The organism is Nostoc sp. LEGE 12454, from assembly GCF_056620565.1.
Map to the genome: position 1 here is coordinate 1 of NZ_JBWQXL010000065.1, position 20,535 is coordinate 20,535.

18 protein-coding genes are annotated in these 20,535 nt (G+C 41.6%); 6 read left to right on the forward strand and 12 right to left on the reverse strand.

Annotated elements, in window-relative coordinates:
• Nucleotides 1-124: 124 nt before the first annotated feature.
• The 4 genes from AC1F2U_RS32245 to petC form a co-directional block, all read right to left on the reverse strand.
• The gene (locus tag AC1F2U_RS32245; RefSeq protein WP_480264848.1) at nucleotides 125-727 is read right to left on the reverse strand and encodes a hypothetical protein; all 603 of its coding nucleotides are present in this window, start codon (nucleotides 725-727) and stop codon (nucleotides 125-127) included.
• Between the two features lie 386 nt (nucleotides 728-1,113).
• Nucleotides 1,114-1,464, reverse strand: a complete 351-nt coding sequence (locus tag AC1F2U_RS32250) for a DUF6717 family protein (RefSeq protein ID WP_480264849.1) — start codon at nucleotides 1,462-1,464, stop codon at nucleotides 1,114-1,116.
• A gap of 163 nt (nucleotides 1,465-1,627) precedes the next feature.
• Complete coding sequence (petA, locus tag AC1F2U_RS32255) at nucleotides 1,628-2,629, reverse strand: cytochrome f (protein WP_480264865.1); 1,002 nt, start codon at nucleotides 2,627-2,629, stop codon at nucleotides 1,628-1,630.
• A gap of 105 nt (nucleotides 2,630-2,734) precedes the next feature.
• A complete protein-coding gene (gene petC / locus AC1F2U_RS32260) occupies nucleotides 2,735-3,274 on the reverse strand; it encodes a cytochrome b6-f complex iron-sulfur subunit (RefSeq protein ID WP_292816980.1) in 540 nt (179 codons plus the stop codon).
• 229 nt (nucleotides 3,275-3,503) lie between these two features.
• On the opposite strand from petC, the gene AC1F2U_RS32265 reads away from it, so the two are divergent.
• A complete protein-coding gene (locus tag AC1F2U_RS32265; RefSeq protein ID WP_480264850.1) occupies nucleotides 3,504-3,812 on the forward strand; it encodes a DUF3067 family protein in 309 nt (102 codons plus the stop codon).
• Nucleotides 3,813-3,946: 134 nt separating this feature from the next.
• Nucleotides 3,947-4,504 (forward strand): hypothetical protein, encoded by a 558-nt coding sequence (locus AC1F2U_RS32270; RefSeq protein WP_480264851.1) that lies wholly within the window; start codon nucleotides 3,947-3,949, stop codon nucleotides 4,502-4,504.
• Between the two features lie 248 nt (nucleotides 4,505-4,752).
• On the opposite strand, the gene AC1F2U_RS32275 is transcribed toward AC1F2U_RS32270, so the two are convergent.
• From AC1F2U_RS32275 to tatC, 5 genes are all read right to left on the reverse strand, one after another.
• Complete coding sequence (locus AC1F2U_RS32275) at nucleotides 4,753-5,079, reverse strand: hypothetical protein (protein ID WP_480264852.1); 327 nt, start codon at nucleotides 5,077-5,079, stop codon at nucleotides 4,753-4,755.
• Nucleotides 5,066-5,437, reverse strand: a complete 372-nt coding sequence (locus AC1F2U_RS32280; RefSeq protein ID WP_480264853.1) for a hypothetical protein — start codon at nucleotides 5,435-5,437, stop codon at nucleotides 5,066-5,068. The genes AC1F2U_RS32275 and AC1F2U_RS32280 overlap by 14 nt, the downstream gene beginning before the upstream one ends.
• Nucleotides 5,438-5,483: 46 nt before the next feature.
• Nucleotides 5,484-6,698, reverse strand: coding sequence for an Nramp family divalent metal transporter (locus AC1F2U_RS32285; protein WP_334898756.1), 1,215 nt, complete (start codon nucleotides 6,696-6,698; stop codon nucleotides 5,484-5,486).
• Nucleotides 6,695-7,123 (reverse strand): hypothetical protein, encoded by a 429-nt coding sequence (locus AC1F2U_RS32290; protein WP_480264854.1) that lies wholly within the window; start codon nucleotides 7,121-7,123, stop codon nucleotides 6,695-6,697. The genes AC1F2U_RS32285 and AC1F2U_RS32290 overlap by 4 nt, the downstream gene beginning before the upstream one ends.
• Nucleotides 7,124-7,188: 65 nt before the next feature.
• Nucleotides 7,189-7,983 (reverse strand): twin-arginine translocase subunit TatC, encoded by a 795-nt coding sequence (gene tatC, locus AC1F2U_RS32295; RefSeq protein ID WP_322705997.1) that lies wholly within the window; start codon nucleotides 7,981-7,983, stop codon nucleotides 7,189-7,191.
• Between the two features lie 540 nt (nucleotides 7,984-8,523).
• Between tatC and AC1F2U_RS32300 the strand changes: the two genes are divergently transcribed.
• The 4 genes from AC1F2U_RS32300 to AC1F2U_RS32315 all read left to right on the forward strand — a co-directional run bounded on the left by AC1F2U_RS32300 (nucleotide 8,524) and on the right by AC1F2U_RS32315 (nucleotide 17,513).
• Nucleotides 8,524-8,754, forward strand: coding sequence for a hypothetical protein (locus AC1F2U_RS32300; RefSeq protein WP_335000794.1), 231 nt, complete (start codon nucleotides 8,524-8,526; stop codon nucleotides 8,752-8,754).
• 252 nt (nucleotides 8,755-9,006) lie between these two features.
• Complete coding sequence (locus tag AC1F2U_RS32305; protein WP_480264855.1) at nucleotides 9,007-9,864, forward strand: SDR family NAD(P)-dependent oxidoreductase; 858 nt, start codon at nucleotides 9,007-9,009, stop codon at nucleotides 9,862-9,864.
• Nucleotides 9,865-11,025: 1,161 nt separating this feature from the next.
• Nucleotides 11,026-12,357, forward strand: a complete 1,332-nt coding sequence (locus tag AC1F2U_RS32310) for a P-loop NTPase fold protein (RefSeq protein ID WP_480264856.1) — start codon at nucleotides 11,026-11,028, stop codon at nucleotides 12,355-12,357.
• Nucleotides 12,333-17,513, forward strand: coding sequence for a WD40 domain-containing protein (locus tag AC1F2U_RS32315; protein WP_480264857.1), 5,181 nt, complete (start codon nucleotides 12,333-12,335; stop codon nucleotides 17,511-17,513). The genes AC1F2U_RS32310 and AC1F2U_RS32315 overlap by 25 nt, the downstream gene beginning before the upstream one ends.
• A gap of 9 nt (nucleotides 17,514-17,522) precedes the next feature.
• Here the strand turns inward: AC1F2U_RS32315 and AC1F2U_RS32320 are convergent, their stop codons facing one another.
• From AC1F2U_RS32320 to AC1F2U_RS32330, 3 genes are all read right to left on the reverse strand, one after another.
• Nucleotides 17,523-18,926, reverse strand: coding sequence for a hypothetical protein (locus AC1F2U_RS32320; protein ID WP_480264858.1), 1,404 nt, complete (start codon nucleotides 18,924-18,926; stop codon nucleotides 17,523-17,525).
• A 298-nt stretch (nucleotides 18,927-19,224) separates the two neighbouring features.
• Nucleotides 19,225-19,590, reverse strand: a complete 366-nt coding sequence (locus AC1F2U_RS32325) for a DOPA 4,5-dioxygenase family protein (protein ID WP_335192472.1) — start codon at nucleotides 19,588-19,590, stop codon at nucleotides 19,225-19,227.
• Nucleotides 19,591-19,885: 295 nt separating this feature from the next.
• Entirely contained in the window at nucleotides 19,886-20,419 is a 534-nt protein-coding gene (locus AC1F2U_RS32330; protein WP_480264866.1) for a universal stress protein, read from the reverse strand.
• Nucleotides 20,420-20,535: the final 116 nt, after the last annotated feature.

Here is a 20,535-nt window from a genome sequence, read left to right on the forward strand (position 1 = left end):
ATTTAACAGCTTTTTCCAATTCTTCTCGGCTCTGTTTAATCTCAACTTGCAATTTGAGACCCATCACACTTGTACCAAATACACCCTTGTGAATAATTTAGCGCAGCTTCATACAGAAATGGTATTATGCATCAAACCAGAAAATTATTCTAATCTCATGAGGAGAACCTAATTCGAGAAGTTCTTCAATAAACTGTTCAGAACAACCTACATATTCTTTATAACTTGTCACCCAAGATACTTCAGTTGTTTCAGGTTCTTGTTTCCAGTTCGGCAGTACAAAATATAGCGGTTCTCCTTCTGGAAACTCAGCCGGAAACGAAGCATTATCCTGAAATAAGTGTGCATACTGATGTTTTACGTATGCCCATTGGGTTACATACTGATTGTCCCAATCATAATCTATAATCTCTTGAAGCAATAACCAAGAATGTCCAAAGCAATAACCAATTTGGTTTTCTGAAAAAAACTTCTTGTAGAAATCATTCATATCTTCAGGAAAACCTCGTGGTTCTGAAATCGGCTCTAAGACAGCGTACATTGTCCGGCGTAGATTATCTTGACAAACGCCAGCAAGTGCCGCAAATAATCCATAGGGTCGTCCAATTTCAGTAGATTCTACAGGTACAGTTTTTCCTTTAGACCATTCTTTTTTTACAGGTTCGGGAATCGGTTCCCACTTTCCATTTTTATGAGTCTCTGCATAAAGATGTATATCTGTCCCCATATTTCTAACTTTAAATACAGCTACTAATCATTTAGCATTTGGTAAATTAACTAATCTAATTAATTTAAAAAAAAGCTATTAATCTATAATTACATCAGTTAGCAAATCATCCATTTTATCGCTCATTTCTTGAGTATAAGGAATTAGCTTAGAAGGGTTAAGGACTTCCAACTAAAAAAATATCCCATCCCTGCGGGACGCTACGCGTAGCTTGCTTCCCCAAAGGGGTACGTATTTAGGGCAGGGGGCAAGGAGTAGGGGGGAGAAACTAGTCGTGTTTAGTCCAGAAATTGGAATAATTTATTTTTTGGATTTCCCTTATGCATAGCATGATTATCAAAAATTCAAGAAAAAGTCTGATCGTAATGCCCTCATCTTCATCAAGATTATCGGTTTATTTTCGCTTTGAACTGAGCGTAAAATTCTTTAGGAGCCAGAGCGAAATACTTAAATAGAGCAGGACAAAGCCATCCTTCCCGCTCTAAATCTGCACTGTAATACCAGTTACCTCCATATTCTTCACGCCGCCAGTCGAACTTGAGTTGATAGCCAGGAAAGGGAGATGCAGAAAATACTAAACTGAACCCTGACTCAGCATCTGGAATGTGTGCCACCATTCTTTCAATAATTTCATCCGTCCCTGCTACGAAAGGCTCTCGAACTAGACTTACATTGTCATCGTCAAACACCCACATCTCGCCGAACTTATAGGGGTGAATAACCATAATTGAGTTCATAAAGTTTACAAGCAGTTAATACTGTTTCATTTTAATAATGATACAAATACGTTGGTAGAGGTACAGCAATTGGTATAAGTCCCAAATTTCCAGGCTTCGTGTAACTAACATAAAAAAAGACAGGCAAGATGCCTGTCCTACAAGTAATGATTTAGCAAAGAATTTAGAAATTCATCTCAGCAGCTTGAACTTTTTCAACCTGCTTCTTCTTCAGCACAAGCATAACTTGGGCTAACATTACAAGAGCGATGAATGCAATCATCCATTTGACTCTAGATGCGTCTTGCAGTACGATTTCTGCATCTATTTGACCGAATCCACCAACGTTCGGGTTGCTGGTCAAAGCATCACCAGTCTTAACTGCTTGACCTTCGGAAACAAGTAGGTCTGGGCCTAAAGGAATCGTATCAACGACAACATTACCCGATTCAGGTTGGATGTTGACTAGATATTTAACGTTACCGTCTCCATCTTCCTCTTTGGCAATCTTGGTAATTGTGCCAGTAGCGGAAGCGTTGTAAACAGCGTTATTGCTCTTTTCGCCTGTGGGATAAACTTGTCCGCGTCCCCGATTACCACCTACGTGAACTGAATATTTACCGAAGTGGATGTTTTTGTCGGTTGCGGGGTTGGGAGAAAGAACTGGGAAGACGATTTCCTGATACTGTTCGCCAGGTAAAGGGCCGACGATGACGACGTTATCTTTGTCTTCGCTGTAGGGTTGGTAGAATGTGTCGCCAACTTCTTCTTTAAGTTCTTCGGAAAGACGGTCTTCAGGGGCAATCTTAAAGCCTTCGGGTAGCATCAGTACTGCACCGACATTCAAGCCAACCTTAGAACCATCGGCACCAACTTGCTGGGCGGACAGATCGTAGGGGATTTTCACCACAGCTTTGAATACAGTGTCAGGTAGCACCGATTGGGGAACTTCCACTTCTGTAACCTTGGCGGCTAGGTGACAGTTGGCACAAACAATTCGCCCTGTTGGTTCGCGGGGGGTTTCGGGATAGGTTTGCTGTGCCCAAAAGGGATAGGCGGCAGCTGATTGGGGAAGGGCTAGATCGCTGGTGAAGTAAAATGTCACAGTAGCGATCGCTATGAGCAATGTTTTTACAATCGCTCTAGCACTGCGAGTTAACCTCGCTGTTAGGAAAACATTTCTCATCTCTATAAGGGCGACAATTGAATTAGTCATTAGTCATTGGTCATTAGTCATTAGTCATTAAGCCCTGAACGAAGGACAAATGACTAAGGACTAATGACAAAATTATTAACCCCACCAAGGTGCATCACCTGTGCGGAAGTCGGTTTCAGTCCAAGGGGTTAAAACGATCTTGTCGTCGTTGACGCTGGTATGGGCTAAAGCCAGAGACAGAGGTGCTGGGCCTCGAACAACTTTACCAGTTTCGTCATACTGGGAACCATGACAAGGACACTTGAATTTGTTCTCAGCAACGTTCCAGGGGACGACACAACCTAAGTGGGTGCAGATGGCGTTAATGCCATAATCTTTGATCGCCTCTTTGCTGTCTACCACAATATAGGTAGGATCTCCTTTTAGTCCTTGGACTAGGTTGCGATCGCCTGCATTCCGGTTTTCGAGAAATTTAGTGACGCTAACATCGTTACCTAGCTCATCTTTTGCCGTTACACCGCCACCTGCGCCACCTGCTGCTGGTGGAATAAAGTACTTGACAACGGGATACAATGCACCCAGAGCTACTCCAGTGACAGTCCCAAAAGTGAGCAGATTCATGAACTGACGACGCCCCATATCGGGCACGTCTGCTGATTCAGAAAATTGAGCCATAATCTACGCGCTCTTTGTGTATTTTGTTAAGCATTTTGACAAAAGTACTAGTACTTGAGCAACTCTTGTCTAAGTCGAAATGCTAGCGCTCACAACGATGCCATAATTCTTTGTTCCAAGATATAAAAAGCATCTTTTCTGTTAGCATTACATTTCTTTATATCCTTATCATACTGGAGTCACGGAACTTAACATCATAACTAAATGTAAAATCTGATTGAGAAAAGCTATGACAGGACAGGAATTACGTCAGATATTGCTTGATAAGTGGGGATATTCTTATGATGTCCAGTTTCGACGGGCACAGGGAAAGATATTTTTGCAAGTAATGTGGAAATATCTGGAGCAAGCTTCTTTTCCCTTGAGTGAGGCGGAGTACCAAGAACATCTCGATACCATTGCCAATTATCTTCATGCCTTGGGTGGTTCAACACAGGTACAAACTTTTATTGCCCAAACACGCGATCGCCCCCGGCTCGGCAAAGCTGTTAGCATCCCTCTAGATTTGGGCGAACGCTCTTCGGAATGGATATTGTGACCGATTATTTCATTAACTTTAATCAATTTCTGAGTAATTACAGTATTTTTTATTCAAAAATACCATAACGTCCTGTATAATCCTTTTACCTGTTGGCAAGGTAAGAAAAAATACACGTTTTCAAGGAAAAATAAATGGCTTTTATCTCCACATTTGAAATTCTTCTTAAGCCTCAACTTCCAAAAAAGCTTACAGATAAAGAACCTGAACTTAGCCCACTAGCAAGAAAAGTTCTCCAAGGCTATTTCCTGACGATTGCCAATGTCACTAATGAACTCGTATTTCTCTCTCTTGTAGTTACAACTAGAACGCCTGGACTAGATCCTAAAAAAATCCTCACCGTTTTGGATACCACTGGTGTAGATGGGCCTGTAAGCAGTGTTTTTGAAGGCGCAGGAGGTATACAGAAATCACGCTTTACATTTCCTATCAATGCTAATGATACAGGCTTATTTATTCTGCAACCGGATGCTACTAATAAAAAACTTCGAGAAGAGGCAAATTTTGAGTTGCGGGGTTATGTCGAGATATCCATTAGTTCCGTATCAACTCCAAAAACAACTCAATTGCTAATCACTCCTGAGCATCGAGGTACATTTTTTGGCACAGAGAAAGCCGAGTTAGGTGAGATTGCTTATGTGTTACCTCTTGCTAATGGAAAAAGTCTATTTGACTTAAGTAAAGATGGTTAACTCTATTTAATAGAAACTAATTTAGAGATTGTTTGAAAAGAATCGGCTTGAGCCTTAAATACAACTCAGAGAAGCGATCGCAAATCCCATAGCCCTCACGATCTCGTTCAACTGCTCGATAGCCAGAGTAGTCAATACGTTGGATTTTTATTATTAGGACTTACGCAAAAATTGCTAAAAAGCTTAATTTATCGAACCGCCAAGACGCCAAGAGCGCCGAGAATTCGTAGAGTGTGCGTAAGTCCTAATTATTTGGAAGTCTCTAATGCTTTTAAATCATCTAAGGTACAGAGCAAACGAGGCTTTTCAGGGTCAGTCAAATCTAGCTGCTCCCAAGATATTGTATAGCCATTGTTGATCTTGTGCGCCCCAAGGAAATGTAAGATTCTCAATCCAATTGCCCAAGCCGATAATCTTTCTAACACAGCAGTGGTTCCAATCAGATATTCCTGAATAACCCATTCTTCACCTTGCTGTTGGGCACGTACTTCTTCAATGCGTCCGGCGGGTTTACCAGTTGAATCCAATACTTGTTTACCCAGTAGCAATTCTAGATGAATTTCACGAGTTGCCATGTTCTGCCCCTGGAATTCGGCTAATAATGTGTTCCCGAAGCCATTTTTCATAAGCTAATGCTGGAGTTTTGTCAGCTTCAATCTCGACTTCGACATCAATACCAACATTTCGCACTTTTGACCACGGAATTCTAAAGGGTTCACTTTGTTTAGCACCCCAGCTACTTTCAATTGCTGCTACCCACCTTTCTAAACGTGGGTGAATACGTCGTGCAAGAATTGTCATACCAGTTTCGATATAAGTGAGTCGTGGCGGTTCTCCGTCGCGTAACTCTATGACAATACCATCGACTTTGCCCAGATGGCGGCGATCGCTGTCAACTAATTGGTTATCAAGTACATCTCTAATAATGTTCATTTTCTATCACTTCCAGTTGATTATTAACGGTCACGCACACCAGCGATCACCCTCCAAGAATTTCTAGGGGAATAGCAACGATCGCTAACACGAACGTCAGCACAATTGTAAAGATCACAACACTATTACTTATCCAACCGTTGCGATACTTGCCGACATATAATTCATCATTCATCAATACCAAAAATGGCACAATCACAGGCGGCAAAATTACTGCTGTAATCGCCATTGAAAACAAAGTCAATTGCAATGGGTCGATTCCAAATACCATTAATAAAGAAGCGAGAAAGACAAACACAGTGTAGACCAAACTAAAGCGTGCGGCATCTTTTGGTTTCAGATTTTCGCCCCAATTCCAACCAAAGGACTGAGCAACAATATAGGCTGTATCGAGAGTCACCTCCAGTGCTGCGCCAAAGCAAGCAATACCCAAGGATGCTGCAAATAGTACAAAGCCCCAGTAACCAAAAGTTTCTGTCAACATCAACGCCGCCTGTTCGTAGCTATCTACCTCAACGCCTTTGGGTTTGAGTACCAGTGCTGACACAATCAGCACCCCTAGCGATACGACACTACCAAAGCTCATCCCTAAACCGGCGACTGCGCGATTTACACCGATATACCCTTCATCCCATTTATCTTCTACTGCCCCAGATGAGTAAAAGTAAAATAAATAGGGGCTAATCAAAGCCCCCAAAATCCCAACTCCAAGATATAAATAATGAGCAGTATCTTGTTGTGGCAGAGTTGGCAACAAACCACTGCCAAGTTGTGTTAGAGATGGATGCAGCTTAAAAGTAGCGACAACAAAAACTAGTGTCACCAACCCTAATACGGAAATACCATTTTCAATAATGCCAAAGTTGCCGTACCAAATTAGCAACCAAATTGCAAAGGCAACGGGTAAAGCATACCACTGAAAACTAATACCCGTTAGCAGTTGTAAGGCAATGCAAACACCACCGATTTCAGCTGCTAAAACTAGAAAATCAACTATGACTTCTGCAATCAGTGGAATAATATAAAAATTAAACCCAAAACGTTCGCGCACCGCAGCAGCTAATGTATGCTTGCTAACTGCTGCTAATCGCCCAGACATTTCTACCAAAAAAATCACACAAATTGTACCCAGAATAATCGCCCAGATTAGTTGAAAGCCGAAAATAGATCCAGCCTCTGCTGCTGTAGCGATCGCACCCACATCCAAAAAGCCACCTATACTAGTCACAATCCCCAGCGCGATTTCAAAAACTTTCTTCATGGTTTGTTCTGCTGTGGTATTTGCGAGTCTAGTTTTCGTCCTTCTAGCGATAAATCCTCAAGTCTTTGTGCCACTACAGAATAATTTTCTTGTTCAACTGCGGTTGACATTTGCTCTGTGATTTTTGCTAACCGTTTAATATGACCTAAAAGTACTAACTTGTAAGGCTGGGGAATAGCTGTAGATGATTCTATCTGGGCTATGTTCTCGGTTTCTGTTTGGAACTCTTGCTGTGCTTTCTTCAGTGTTTGTTTCGCATAGACCTTTGGTACAGCACCTCGTACCCAAGCATCAGCAACCATTTTGCTTGTAGCTGTCCATGACTTTACAGTTTTTAGTTCTTGTGTAAGCCTATCTGTGGGTTCTTTGCTACAAGCGGTTAATAATGTCAACCCTAATAAATAACCTATAAATATCCTTTTCATCAGATGTCCGTCTTCGTAGCCCTCCTTAGAACTTATTTACTGTCACCTATAAGCTATTCCAAATGTTATTTACCTGTAAGCTTCACCAGTCCCACACCGCCGAAATAAAGCGCTAAAACTGCTCCCGCTAAAAGACTTTGAGTCAAGGGGTCAGTAGAAGGCGTCAGGACGGCTCCTAAAACCACTGCTCCCATAATCACGTAACGCCAACCAGAAACCATCCGTTCTGACGAGACAATATTCAAATTACCGAGCAACAGTTGAATAATGGGAATTTGAAATGCTAAACCAGTGCTGAATAACAGTAGCAGCACAAATTCAAAATATTTATCAATTGACCAAAGTTGTTCAACTACATCTGCTCCGTAGCTGATGAAAAATTTCAAGGCTGCGGGGATAAGCAGTAAATAGGCAAATACTAAACCTGCTCCAAACAGCACACTCGAACCCAAAACCACAGGCCCCAGTAAACGGCGTTCGCGGCGAGTCAGTCCTGGAAGCACAAACTGGATAATCTGGTAAAGAATGAAAGGACTAGTAAGTACGATGCCAGTGTAGGCGGCAACTTTCAGGGAGACAAAGAAATATTCTCCAGGTGCAAGTTGGAGAAATTTTACTCCTTGTGCTGGAACTTCAAGTAACTGGACAATCGGCTTAACGGCAAAGAAACAACCAATAATGCCCACTGCTACGGCAATCAATGAATAGAAAATCCGTTGCCGCAACTCTTCTAGATGGTCGAAAAGGGACATTTCGACTTCACCAGGCAACTCATCAAGAGGATCGGTGTCTGAGTTGCCATATCCTTCTGGGTCGAGGTTAGGAACGTTTACAGTATCTACGTCTTGTGAAGGCGTCACGTCGCTTCGCTCCGAATTCAAAATTCAAAATTCAAAATTCAAAATTAACAATACCCTAAATTTATTTATGGGCTTGTATCATGAGTGTTTGTCGGTCATCGAGCATTTCGGTGACTCAGCATTCTTCATTATTTTATCTGGGGAATGCAGTTAGATAAGATATGTTTTTGGGTGCTGTGGGTTTTTTGTCCTGTTTTTTGGGCTTGCATCTGCATAAGTTAGTAGGAAGACATCTTGTAGGCAATGCCTAACCTAAAATAAAAAAGGGTGGAACCGATAATTTAGAAATCATGTCTCTGCGGTTAGTAGTCTGTCCTATTGGTTTTGACAAGTTTGTAGTAAGCACTTCAGTGTTTAGATAATGAAGGACTAAAGTCCTGACTACGAACTGGCTTACCCATCAATTTCGACTTGACAGGCCACTAGTAGCGCTGAGTAAATTGCCACAACATCAACACTTAATACTCAGTTTTAAAAATCCGGTTCGTTAAGGTGGCATCTATACAGATGGTAATCGGAAATTGTTCGCTGAGGTTGGGTATGAACCGGATAATTTGCATTGCCCTCATGGCATTGCCTGTTTATTTTTACAATGTTGGGCTAGGCAATACTTCTAGTAGTGACGTGACAATAGTTAAAAACCAGTATCCCACAATAGCTGCTCTAATTGCTTACAGTACAAATGCTCAGTTACGCATCTTGCCGTGGCAAATATCGGCTAGAGATGACCAAACCGAAGATTGCCTTCGTGCTGGTACTTGCAAAGATTGATAAGAGAAGGTAGAAGGCAGAGGGCAGGAGGCAGGAGGAAAGAAGTATGAATCAAAACTTTAGTTATGGGTCATTACCCAGTTTAAAAAGAAGACTTGTATTGAGACAGTGCGTTAGCGTCGCGGCACGAAGTGCGATACAAAGCTTCCACAACCTAAGTTCCAGGCTTTTAAGCATGGGTTAATTCTGCCTCCTGCCTTCTGCCTCCTGCCTCCTGCCTCCTGAAGGCAGCCCCATCATCAAAGAAAATTAATGGTTGTAGAATATCAACGTACAGTAGTGGTTACAGGAGCCTCAACAGGAATTGGTCAAGCCACTGCTTTGCTTTTAGACCAGTTGGGCTTCTCTGTTTTTGCTGGAGTGCGTCAAGATATTGATGCTCAGACACTTAAACAGAAAGGATCGCCAAGGCTGATTCCAATTTTTTTAGATGTTACTGACGCTGAATCGATCGCAGCTGCGGTTGATACGGTAACAAATGCAGTTGGTGGTGCGGGGATTTTAGGTTTAGTGAATAATGCCGGAATTGCTGTTCCTGGCCCGTTAGAATTATTAGCGATCGCTGAATTTCAACACCAGATGCAGGTTAATGTCACCGGACAATTAGCTGTGACACAAGCATTTCTTGGTCTTTTACGCCAAAGTCGGGGTCGAATTATCAATATGGGTTCCATTGCTGGTAGGAGTCCAACACCGTTTTTGGGCGCTTATAATGCTTCTAAATTTGCTTTGGAAGCACTCACTGATGTAATGCGGATGGAGTTACGACCTTGGGGAATCTCAGTTTCAATTGTTGAACCTGGTTCTATTGCTACCCCAATCTGGGAAAAGTCTCTTAGTCAATCTGAAATAGCACAGTATGATTTACCACAATCGGCACAAAATCTCTACGGTCAAGCGATGAATATTGTCCGCAAGAAAATGCAGATTCTCGCATCTAAGGGAATTTCTGCGGATATTGTCGCTCAAGTTGTTGTCCATGCGCTGACTGCAAAGCAACCTAAGACGCGCTATCTTGTTGGACAGGATGCCAAAATTGGAGCGCTGATCAAGCATATTTTGCCTGACAAGCTACATGACAAGATAATTTTATACTCAATGGGGCTGTAGATTATTGACTGTCATGAAGTTGGGTGTAGGCGATAGGGGGTCGGGTGTAGGGAAAAGACTGGACGAAGTTTGGAACTCCAACCTGAAGTTGGGTGTAGGGGGTAGGGTGTAGGGTGTAGGGAAAAAGACGGCATTGAATGAAGCTTGTAACTCCGACCTGAAGTTGGGTGTAGGGTGGTGTTTAAGACAATGGAATGCGAGTGCGCCAAGGAGTTCAACATTTTCTTAATTCCCTACACCCTACACTCAACACCCTACCCCCTATTTCTTGCCCGACACTCGACACCCGCCCCAATGGGGCTTGGTCAATACTTCAGAGGTCGTCACTCTGAATGCAAAGGCTATCATTAACAAAATCATGGTTTTCATTAACAAAATCATGATTTTCATCAACAAAGTTATGGTTTTCATCAAAAAAATCATATTTTCATGCACAAAATTATGGTTTTCATCAAAAAAATCATATTTTCATTCACAAAATTATGGTTTTCATTAACAAAATCATGCTGATTTAAGAACGAGAAGCAAAATCTAGTCAAAAAGTGGCTCTGAACTCCAGTTGAATTCGCCAACGTTTTTACTAAAAGCTCTATTTTACAAGGGTTGTAGGTTATTCTTTTATAAAATTGCCGAAAGCTCGTTATTGAAGTAGGCAGGAGGCAGGACGCAGAAGGCAGGAGGTTTTATTAAGAAGGGGATTCAGACCCTCCTTAAATAAGCAGCCCCAAATTGAAAATTTGGTAGGGTCTTAAACCCCTGTTCCCTTTGGTCTATAACAGGAAATAGAAGGCAGTTTTCCTCCTGCCTCCTGCCCTCTGCCTCCTGCCTTCCTTGATAAATCAAGCTGATGATGAGTTCAAGAGAGCGACAAAATTGTACTTAACAGTACCTTTTTTTGTGTTGGATATTTTTAATATTCATAAGAGTGCCTTATTTAATTTAAGATATTTTTGCTATTTGTACTTATAGTAGTATTTCTGCTTACTTTAACTAAAACATCACCATTAATATGTGCTATATCGAACTATAGATATAATCAATTATCCTGAATGCTGCTAGTTTAGTTAGTAGTTTGATTAAAATAAAGCATAAATTCCCTAAAATCAATATATTTATCTAGTAAATTTTTGCATCCCCATTCCTGAGTGAACTTGATTAGTTATGCTCCTAGATTTAGAAAGATTTTATCAAGCTTGCAATCCGAGCAGACCTCTAATTATAGGAAACGCTAGCGATCGCAGGTACTATATCGATTTTGCTGCGGTGCGGGGTGGCAAAATTATCGAAGCTTTGCAGCGAACGATCGCTAGAATATCGCCGGATATGCCAACCTGTCAACTATTTACCGGACATCTCGGTTGTGGAAAATCAACGGAGTTGTTGCGCCTGAAAGCTGAGTTAGAAGCGCAGCAATTTCATGTAGTTTACTTTGAGTCTACCCATGTCTTAGAAATGGCTGATGTGGATGTGACTGATATTTTGTTAGCGATCGCTGGACAGGTAAGCGAAAGTCTAGAAGCGATGAAAATTAGGCTCAAGCCTCGCTACTTTAGCAAGTTATTTGGTGAAGTTGTGGATTTCTTGCAGACGCCAATTGACGTTGGGGTAGAAGCAGAGTTGTCTGTGGGGATTGCCAAAATTACAGCTAAAACGAAAGAAAGTCCCCAATTACGGCGGCGGTTAAGAGATTATCTAGAACCGCGAACCGCAAATATTTTACAGTCAATTAATCAAGAATTACTAGAACCTGCCAACAAAGAACTCAAAACCAGGGGTAAAAAAGGATTGGTGGTAATTGTTGATAACTTAGATCGAGTTGCAATTCGACCTTTACCATCGGGGCGATCGCTGCCAGAATATTTATTTATTCAGCGTGGCGAACAGTTACGCAAACTGAATTGTCATGTAGTCTATACTATTCCTTTAGCTCTGACTTTCTCCAACGATAGCGCCGAACTTCAGCATCGTTTGGGCGGTGGAGTTGCCCCAAAAATGTTACCGATGATACCTGTGCGTTTACGCTCTGGCGAGATTTTTCCCCAAGGGCTATCAATGATGCGACAAATGGTGCTAGCTAGAGGTTTTCCAGACATTTTACCTAGCGATCGGTTAGGCTTAATTACAGAGGTGTTTGATAGTTTAGAAACCTTAGATCGGTTGTGCCTAATGAGTGGTGGTCATGTACGCGACTTATTAGGTTTACTGTTTGACTGTCTGCGAGAACAAGATCCACCCTTTGATCGGGAATGTGTCGAACTGGTAATTCAAAGACAACGGGATTACCGAGCCAATGCTATCGACCCCCATGAGTGGGAATTAATCTTTCAGGTGGTGCAACAGCAGCGAGTTAGAGGTGATATAGAATACTACACCCTCTTGCGAAGTCTATTTGTATTTGAATACCGCGATCATCAGGGAGCTTGGTTTGCCGTCAACCCAGTTTTAGCAGAGACGGAAAAATTTAAATCATGGTTGAACGACACGCACAAGTAGATATCAGAGCAGCTAACGAGCGGGCTTTACGGAGTTTGGGGAGAGCAATTACCCTTTCTAGCGGTCAATTTTCCCTAGTTTTGGTGTGCTGCAATTATCGAGTTTTGCAAGAACTTATGCTGCAACGACTCGAAGAACTCTCTTCAGGAGTACACCACATTCAAAAGGTAATTCTGCCGCATAATGCCAGAAGTCTTTACACAAGTATTCATTTACAACTGCTAACCGAAGCTAATCCGCCATCGGCGTTGATGATTTTGGGTTTAGAGTCAGTAGATGGACTCGACGATTTACTGAGGTCTATCAATCATATTCGGGATGAATTTCGCAAACGCCACCCATTTCCGATGATTGTATGGGTGAACGAGGAAGTATTGCAAAAGGTAGTTCGTTTAGCACCAGATTTTGCTAGTTGGGCGGCGACACCGATTCGGTTTGAAATGACAACTCAATCACTGCTGCAATTTCTGCAACAGGAAACTGACTCTTTATTTGCCACAGTGTTAGCAAACAATGCTGCACAACACCAACCTCCTCAAGTTGCCAAGCATTATTCCACTGTCGAGCAAGTCTGGGAACATAGTTATGAACTCCACTTTGCCATTAGAGAGTTGCACAATCGTGGTATTACCTTAGAGCCAGAATTACACGCTAGTTTAGAATTTGTTTTTGGTCTAGATAATTATATTAGCGATCGCATCAATACAGGTTTAAGCCATTTTCAGCAAAGCTTGCAAGTTTGGCAAAAGTTGGCAGAGAGAGAAGAAGCAGGGGAGCAGAGGGGCAGAGGGGCAGGGGAGCAGGGGAGCAGGGGAGCAGGGGAAGCAGAGGGACATCAGGGGGATAAAGAAGTATTTTCTTCCTCATCTCCTCCATCTCCTCCATCTCCCCTGCTGCTGCGACAGGGAATTTTGCTGTTTTATATTGGGTTGTGTTATTGCCGTTTTGCAGAGCAAAATCAAATAGAAAATCGCCGCCATTGGTACACTGCTAAATCTTATTTTCAGCAGTGCTTGAATATTTTGCAGGTGGCTGGGCGTTTAGATATAGTTGCTGGATTTATTAATCAACTTGCTGAGGTTTTGCAATATCTGCAAGAGTGGGAAGAATTGCAGACAGTTGCTCAAAAGGCTTTGGAATTACATCAAACTTATGGTAGTCAAATCCAATTAGCTTGTGACTACGGTTTTCTGGCGCAAGTGGCTGTGCAGCAGTCGCGGTGGGTACAGGCGAGTATCTTAGCGCACGTATCACTGCTGAAATTAGGTGAGGCGCAAAAGCAGAATGACCCTTATAACTGCTTATTTCCATTATTATTGGCGCAGATTTACTACTTAGTTTTAGCGAAAGCACAGCGAAATGTCGGCGAGCTAGAAGTTGCTCGTGAATACTTAGATAAGGCGACAAAAGAACTGCCAGCAGCCTTAGAAAGCAGTGCCCATCAATACGATGCCCATCGTTATATTCGCTTATTGCGGAGACTGCGATCGCTCTACTTTGAAGAAGGGCGATATTTAGAAGCCTATTACATTCGACAGAAACGGCGTTCTGTTGAGCAACAGTATGGTTTTCGGGCTTTTATTGGTGCAGGGCGCTTGCAACCTCAAAGACAGGCGACAAACCCAGCATTAATGTCACCTTTTGGGAGTAGTAGCGTTGCTTTAGAAATTGCGGCTTCTGGCCGAGAGCGTGATATTAATAATTTAATTGGCAGAATTAGCCGCGCCGATCAAAAGTTGACGGTGATTCACGGTCAATCGGGCGTGGGTAAGAGTTCTACTGTCACGGCGGGTTTAGTTCCAGCGCTGCAAAATCGAGCCATTGGCGATCAAATAGCCGTGCCTGTGGTACTGCAAGTTTATACCGATTGGGCACGGGAATTAGGGAAATCTTTAAGTGAGGCGATGTCTAGTGATGAATCCCTGGCGATTTACGCTGATATTAAGCCAGAAGCAGCCATTGAATCGGAGGCTTTACCTTACTCTGGTACACCGTTCACCATTAGCATTTTACAACAACTCCAAGAAAATGCCGATCGCCATTTGATTACAGTTTTAATTTTTGACCAGTTTGAAGAATTTTTCTTTGGTAATAGCGATCGCAACCAAAAACAAGAATTTGATAAATTTATTAGCGATTGCCTCAATATACCCTTTGTTAAAGTCATCCTTTCCTTGCGAGAAGATTATTTACATCGTTTATTAGACTTTAAACATCTCTCGGCATTGGAAGCGATTAATAATAATATTCTCGACAAGCATATTCGTTACCAGTTAAATAACTTTTCGCCGGAATATGCTAAAGCAATTATCCAAAAATTGACGGAGCGATCGCAGTTTAATTTAGAACCCGCTTTAATTGATGCTTTAATCGAAGATTTATCAACAGAATTTGGAGAAGTCCGCCCCATTGAATTGCAAGTTGTCGGAGCGCAAATTCAAGATGAGCGCATTACTACACTAGAAGAATATCAACCATATAGACCGAACAAACTCATCGAACGATATATAAAGGAATTGATCAAAGACTGCGGCCCAGAAAATGAACGAGCCGCGTTACTTGTCTTATACTTATTAACAGATGAAAGTAACAACCGACCTTTTAAAACTCGTGCTGAGTTAGCGGCGCAGCTAGCAGAATTAGAAGATGCTGAAAAATTAGAGTTAGTCTTAGAAATTTTAGTGCGCTCCGGTTTAGTGGTTCTCTTTCCTGATGTCCCAGAACGCTATCAACTGATTCACGATTATTTAGTAGACTTGATTCGCTACCTGCAACAACAAGAATCCAGCTTACAGGTACAACTAAATCAGTTGCGCTACAAAGTAGAACAAAGTAAAGCTGAGATTGAGCGACTTAAGAGCGAACTTAGCCAAAATAAGCAACGTTCCAAATTGGTAGATTCTCATCCCCAACAGGGATTAGACTTATTAACGGAATTGCGAGAATTACACAAACGGGAAGAATTAAGTCAGTTAGAAATTGAGCAATTACGAGCTGAACTTAAAGAAAAAGAGTTAACAGCTAAACTTGCAGAAAGTCAAAAGAAACAAAGGCTCAGTGAAGCTCAATTAAATCGTTCGCTGAAAATTGCCCTCACCGCTTCCGTTCTCGCCATCTTAGGATTAAGTGTTTCCATAGTGACAGCAGTAGATAGCGAAATTAAAACCCTCAGTGCATCTAGTGAAGCCCTCTTTGCCTCGCAAAAAGGTATTGATGCCTTAAAAGAAAGTTTAAAGGCAGCGAGAAAATTACAACAAACAGTCTGGGTAGATTCCTATACAAGAGAGCAAGTACAGACAGCGCTCTATCAAGCAGTTTCAGGGGTAAGAGAATATAACCGCTTGGACGGGCATATATCTGGCGTAAATAGTGCTACATTTAGCCCCGACAGCTCTTTAATTGCCTCAGCTAGTGCGGATACTACAATCAAACTCTGGCGTCCTGATGGTAGCTTAGTTAAAACCTTGTCGGGACATGAGGATGTAGTTAATAGCGTCAGTTTCAGCCCAGATAGTCAAATCATTGCTTCCGCCAGTCAAGACAAGACGATAAAACTTTGGAGTCGAGAAGGTCAACTCCTTGCTACCTTATTAGGTCATCAGGGTGTGGTGAATAGTGTGAGTTTCAGCCCAGATGGCCAGATTATTGCTTCAGCGAGTACAGACAAAACAGTGAAACTGTGGAGTCGCGATGGTAAGCTGCTCAAAACTTTGCTCTTACATGATGGTGCAGTCTTGAGTGTCGCTTGGTCAAATGATGGTCAAACCTTAGCTTCTGGGAGTGCTGATAAGACGACGAAACTGTGGAGTCGCGATGGTAAACTGCTCAAAACCTTGCTCTTACATGAGGATGCAGTCAAAAGTGTAGCTTGGTCGCCCGATGGGAAAATAATTGCATCTGCTAGTTTAGACCAGACAATCAAGCTGTGGAATATCGAGGGGAAGCTGCTGCGAACCTTATCAGGTCATAGTGCTGGAGTTACCAGCGTCAGTTTTAGCCGCGATGGAAATACGATCGCTTCCGCCAGTACTGATGAGACAATCAAACTTTGGAGTTCTGAAGGTGTGTTGCTGGGAACCCTAAAAGGACATAATAATTGGGTTAACAGTGTCAGCTTCAGCCCAGATGGTCGCACCCTTGCTTCCGCCAGTCGGGACAAAACTATTAAACTTTGGCATTGGGATGAGGTGTTACTGCGAAAGCCCAAAGCTAATAATGATGACTGGGTTACTAGCATCAGTTTTAGCCCAGACGATCGCACCTTAGCAGCAGCAAGCCGAGACAAAACTATCAAACTTTTCAGTCGTGATGGTAAACTACTTCGTACATTCACGGGGCATCAGGGTCAAGTTTGGGGTGTAGCTTGGTCGCCCGATGGTCAAGTAATTGCCTCGGCTAGTAAAGATAAAACGGTGAAGCTTTGGAGTGGTGACGGTCAACTGCTCAACACCTTACAGGGTCATAATGATGCCATCTTGAGTGTAGCTTGGTCGCCTGACAGTCAAGTAATTGCCTCGGCTAGTAAAGATAAAACAGTAAAACTTTGGAGTAGCAAAGGTAAACTGCTCAACACCTTGCAGGGACATCAAGAAGCGGTGAATTGGGTAAGCTTTAGCCCAGATGGCAAGTTGCTAGCCTCAGCCAGTGATGATAAAACCGTGAAAATCTGGACTATAGAGGGTAAATTGCTATACACATTAACTGGTCATAGCCGTCGAGTCAATGGGGTTGCTTGGTCGCCTGATGGTCAAAGCATTGCCTCAGTTAGTATTGATAGCACAGTGAAGATTTGGAATCGAGACGGTAATTTGCTAAATAATCTCACGGGCGATGGCGATAGTTTTATCAGTGTCAGTTTTAGCCCCGATGGCAAGACTCTAGCAGCTAGCAGTGATGACAAAGTAAGGATTTGGAACCGAGAAGGAACGTTGCTGATCGCTTTGAAAGGCGATAAAGATGAGTTAACCAGCGTCAGTTTTAGCCATGACGGCAAGACTCTGGCTGCGGGTAGTGGTAATAGCACAGTAATTTTCCGGGATTTAGCAGATATCCAACTAGATAAATTACTGGCGCAGGGTTGCGATTTGCTACATGATTATTTGCAGACTAACCAGAAAGTAATGAAAAGCGATCGCGCCTTGTGTTCTAGTAGATGATTTGAAAATCTATGTTAAATCGATCAAAAAATGAGCTATTAAAGTATTTCTTTCGTAGGATAGCAAGTAAAGATGCAAAAGATTTGGGTTATCTTTATCAAGGTGCATCACTGAACCATCAACTGCTAAGTGGTGATGATCTATCCACCGCTCCTGTGAATCTAGTAAAAAACTGAAATAGGGGCTGACATCTGGATGATTTTTAGTTAATTCTTCATAGCTTTGATAAAAAGGAGGTATCCCAATTCCCATCGGCATATATAAGCCTTTGGAATAATCTGCTACAGGCAATTGAGGAAGCGTTTTCAGATTAATGCCACTAATGAATAATCTGTTTTGTTCGCCAGTCTTGGTATCTGTGAATCCTAACTCAATTTCCTGTAAATTTTGTTCCACGCCAATCGGTTTAATATTCCTCAAAATCGCTTTATCAAATTTGCCTATTCTCCAGTATTGATTTCCCCAAGGCTTATTTTGATCGTAAAATCCTGGCGCTCGAAAACTTGCAAACTTAACTTCATTTTTAACGTCGTAAAAATCTTTCCATTTGATGATGTTGGTCGCTAGCGTAGTTCTAACTTTTCTACTTTGCTCTCCTGATACAATTATCCTCTCATCAAGGGGGAACTGAGTAGCAACTTCTTTTTGCTCGATGACATTTCTTAAAAGATTAGTTTTGACTATTGTGCCACTCGGATCTTGCCAGTGTTCTAATTTCCACCAATGCTCCCAATATGAAATTTTATTAATTTTTTCAAAAATATTTTTGTAATGTCCAATTGGAAAAGTAAACCAACTTTGATAATAAAGGGTTTTGTTATTATCCTCTTTAGTAAAAAGTAAAATTTCCCAAAATCCTGCATTTAAGCAATTATTAGCCAAAGCTATCTCTACAATATTTTGCTTTTCAAAACCATCTCCTCCTACAATTTCTATATTTTTGGAATTAGCAGGAAAACTAATCTGTTGCCTGTTCCACTCCCTATCTGTTAAAGCAATTATTTCTAAACCTCGATCTTTTTTAACCCATTCAGGTGCTTTCGGAACCAATAGCTCTAAATCAACATTTTTTATAACTATTTTTGCCGTGTTTTTGTCTGTTGCTTCCAGTACGAAATCGAAATGCGTATCATCTTTCTTAATCAGTGTTAATTGTCGATTAGAATATCTTTTAAAATTTTTTCCTAATGGTGCAGGATTGGCTGGATAATCAACATTAGATAATTCTTGTAGTTTTACACTCATCTGATTATCAAATTTATATCTGGATTTAAACCAGAAACCACCTAGTCCCAGCAAACCAAGGCAGAGAATAAGAGCACTAAATAAAATCTGTTTCTTCGTGACTTTGAAATTAATTTTGCCAAATTGGGAAATGCCTGCAATTTTTTCTTTCGCAGAGATGTTTTTCATCAGACAAATTCCTTTTTATGAGAATGCTGCTTAACAGCATAACATTCTGCAAAAAGGATGTCTTCTTTATTTTTTCAACGAAAGTGTTAATAAACGGTTATCTGCAATTAAGGGTTTAATACCAATTCTTATTTTTCCTTTATTACACTTGCAGCAAACCGCTAAAGCGCCTACGCATAGACTAAAACCTGTATTTATTGGGAAATTGGACTTTTTCAACTTCACCAGAATTAGCCACAATAGAAAAAGTTTCACGCCTCAAAGCAAAACTTTTACCCAACAACGTGGTTTACTTTCCTTAATTGGATAAAGTCGGACTAAGCTGTTGAAGAAACTCAATATTTAAATCTAGCTTTTCTCCTAACCATAGGGAATGAACTGCATGGTCTGCCACAGCATCCCCTGTCTCAGGATGAACGAGAATATCCAATCCCTCACGATTGAGCATTAACCAAGGAACGACTTTCTCAAACTGATTCGGTAAAAAAGCAACTTGATACATCGCTTTTGGATGGGGGCCGATGGGCTTGTCAAACCAGCGTCCGAGTTGCACCTCAAACCTAGCGCCTAATCCTTCACGTACACGCGCAGCTGCATCCCGACTCGCAGGATCGAAGTAAACATGAGCATGAAAACCAACGATCTCGATAGTATCTTCTTCCATAGATCCACTTTTCGCTCTCAACTCTAATTTTGTATAGCGGGCTTTTTCTTTCTTACTAAAAAAGCGATATCTACGACGGGCTACGCCTACGCTCAATTTTAGCCCAATACAGTCTAGTTAGGGATCGGTTATGGAGATTGAATTTACAGAGATCGTTGATTGAGATAACTAACTTTTATGGGGTAGGCAGCATACTGAGCGTTATCGTTAGCGTAGCCTCTTGCAGAGAAGTAGCGATCGCGCCAAAGTTTTGCCTACCCTAATTATGCAAGTTAAATGTGGAATAGCTTAGTAGTTAGTTAACGCTGAAAGCGCTTGTAGTTTCTTTGACTTCATCTCTTTTAGGAGTAACTGAAAGATGTACAACATGCACTGAACAAGGCGCATGGTGAAGAACGTAGTTACTCACACTACCGAGAAATAGTTCCATCAGCCGAGAATGACCCCGACGCCCCATAACAATTAGATCGGCACCACAACTATGGGCTAAATCACAAATAATGCGACCAGGATTACCAATATTTTGTGTAAATTCCGTAGTCACACCTGCTGTGTTTGCTTGGGCACAGAAAGATTGCAACATCTGGATTCCTAGATTTTTAAAGGTATCCCACTGTTGTTGGTATAACTCAAAGCTTTGACTGGTCAATCCTGGATAGTAGTCCATATTAGACAGCATAGGTACATAAGGACTACCCTCTTCTTCGGAAGACAGGACATGAAGTAACATTAAGCTAGCTTGTGTTAACTTTGCTAAATCCAATGCTTCCTCAAAAACTTGTTGCCCTATTTCCGAGCGATCTAATGCAACTAGAATCTTTTTAAACATCATACAGACCTCCGATTTCATTGGTAATTGGTCTTTACGGTTTCGGGTTTCCAGATGCTGGATTGTCAAAAATGACTAATCCATCAACATAGTTGAGCGACTTTTAAATCTTAAAT

Excerpts from the sequence above, each read along its gene's own strand:
- AC1F2U_RS32265 (WP_480264850.1), top strand. The coding sequence starts at position 3,504 with ATGACAGGACAGGAATTACGTCAGATATTGCTTGATAAGTGGGGATAT.
- AC1F2U_RS32280 (WP_480264853.1), bottom strand. The coding sequence starts at position 5,437 with ATGAACATTATTAGAGATGTACTTGATAACCAATTAGTTGACAGCGAT.
- AC1F2U_RS32315 (WP_480264857.1), top strand. The coding sequence starts at position 12,333 with ATGGTTGAACGACACGCACAAGTAGATATCAGAGCAGCTAACGAGCGG.
- AC1F2U_RS32300 (WP_335000794.1), top strand. The coding sequence starts at position 8,524 with ATGAACCGGATAATTTGCATTGCCCTCATGGCATTGCCTGTTTATTTT.
- AC1F2U_RS32285 (WP_334898756.1), bottom strand. The coding sequence starts at position 6,698 with ATGAAGAAAGTTTTTGAAATCGCGCTGGGGATTGTGACTAGTATAGGT.
- AC1F2U_RS32320 (WP_480264858.1), bottom strand. The coding sequence starts at position 18,926 with ATGAAAAACATCTCTGCGAAAGAAAAAATTGCAGGCATTTCCCAATTT.
- AC1F2U_RS32245 (WP_480264848.1), bottom strand. The coding sequence starts at position 727 with ATGGGGACAGATATACATCTTTATGCAGAGACTCATAAAAATGGAAAG.
- AC1F2U_RS32290 (WP_480264854.1), bottom strand. The coding sequence starts at position 7,123 with ATGAAAAGGATATTTATAGGTTATTTATTAGGGTTGACATTATTAACC.
- AC1F2U_RS32275 (WP_480264852.1), bottom strand. The coding sequence starts at position 5,079 with ATGGCAACTCGTGAAATTCATCTAGAATTGCTACTGGGTAAACAAGTA.
- AC1F2U_RS32305 (WP_480264855.1), top strand. The coding sequence starts at position 9,007 with ATGGTTGTAGAATATCAACGTACAGTAGTGGTTACAGGAGCCTCAACA.
- AC1F2U_RS32325 (WP_335192472.1), bottom strand. The coding sequence starts at position 19,590 with ATGGAAGAAGATACTATCGAGATCGTTGGTTTTCATGCTCATGTTTAC.
- AC1F2U_RS32270 (WP_480264851.1), top strand. The coding sequence starts at position 3,947 with ATGGCTTTTATCTCCACATTTGAAATTCTTCTTAAGCCTCAACTTCCA.
- petA (WP_480264865.1), bottom strand. The coding sequence starts at position 2,629 with ATGAGAAATGTTTTCCTAACAGCGAGGTTAACTCGCAGTGCTAGAGCG.
- AC1F2U_RS32310 (WP_480264856.1), top strand. The coding sequence starts at position 11,026 with ATGCTCCTAGATTTAGAAAGATTTTATCAAGCTTGCAATCCGAGCAGA.
- petC (WP_292816980.1), bottom strand. The coding sequence starts at position 3,274 with ATGGCTCAATTTTCTGAATCAGCAGACGTGCCCGATATGGGGCGTCGT.
- AC1F2U_RS32330 (WP_480264866.1), bottom strand. The coding sequence starts at position 20,419 with ATGTTTAAAAAGATTCTAGTTGCATTAGATCGCTCGGAAATAGGGCAA.
- AC1F2U_RS32250 (WP_480264849.1), bottom strand. The coding sequence starts at position 1,464 with ATGAACTCAATTATGGTTATTCACCCCTATAAGTTCGGCGAGATGTGG.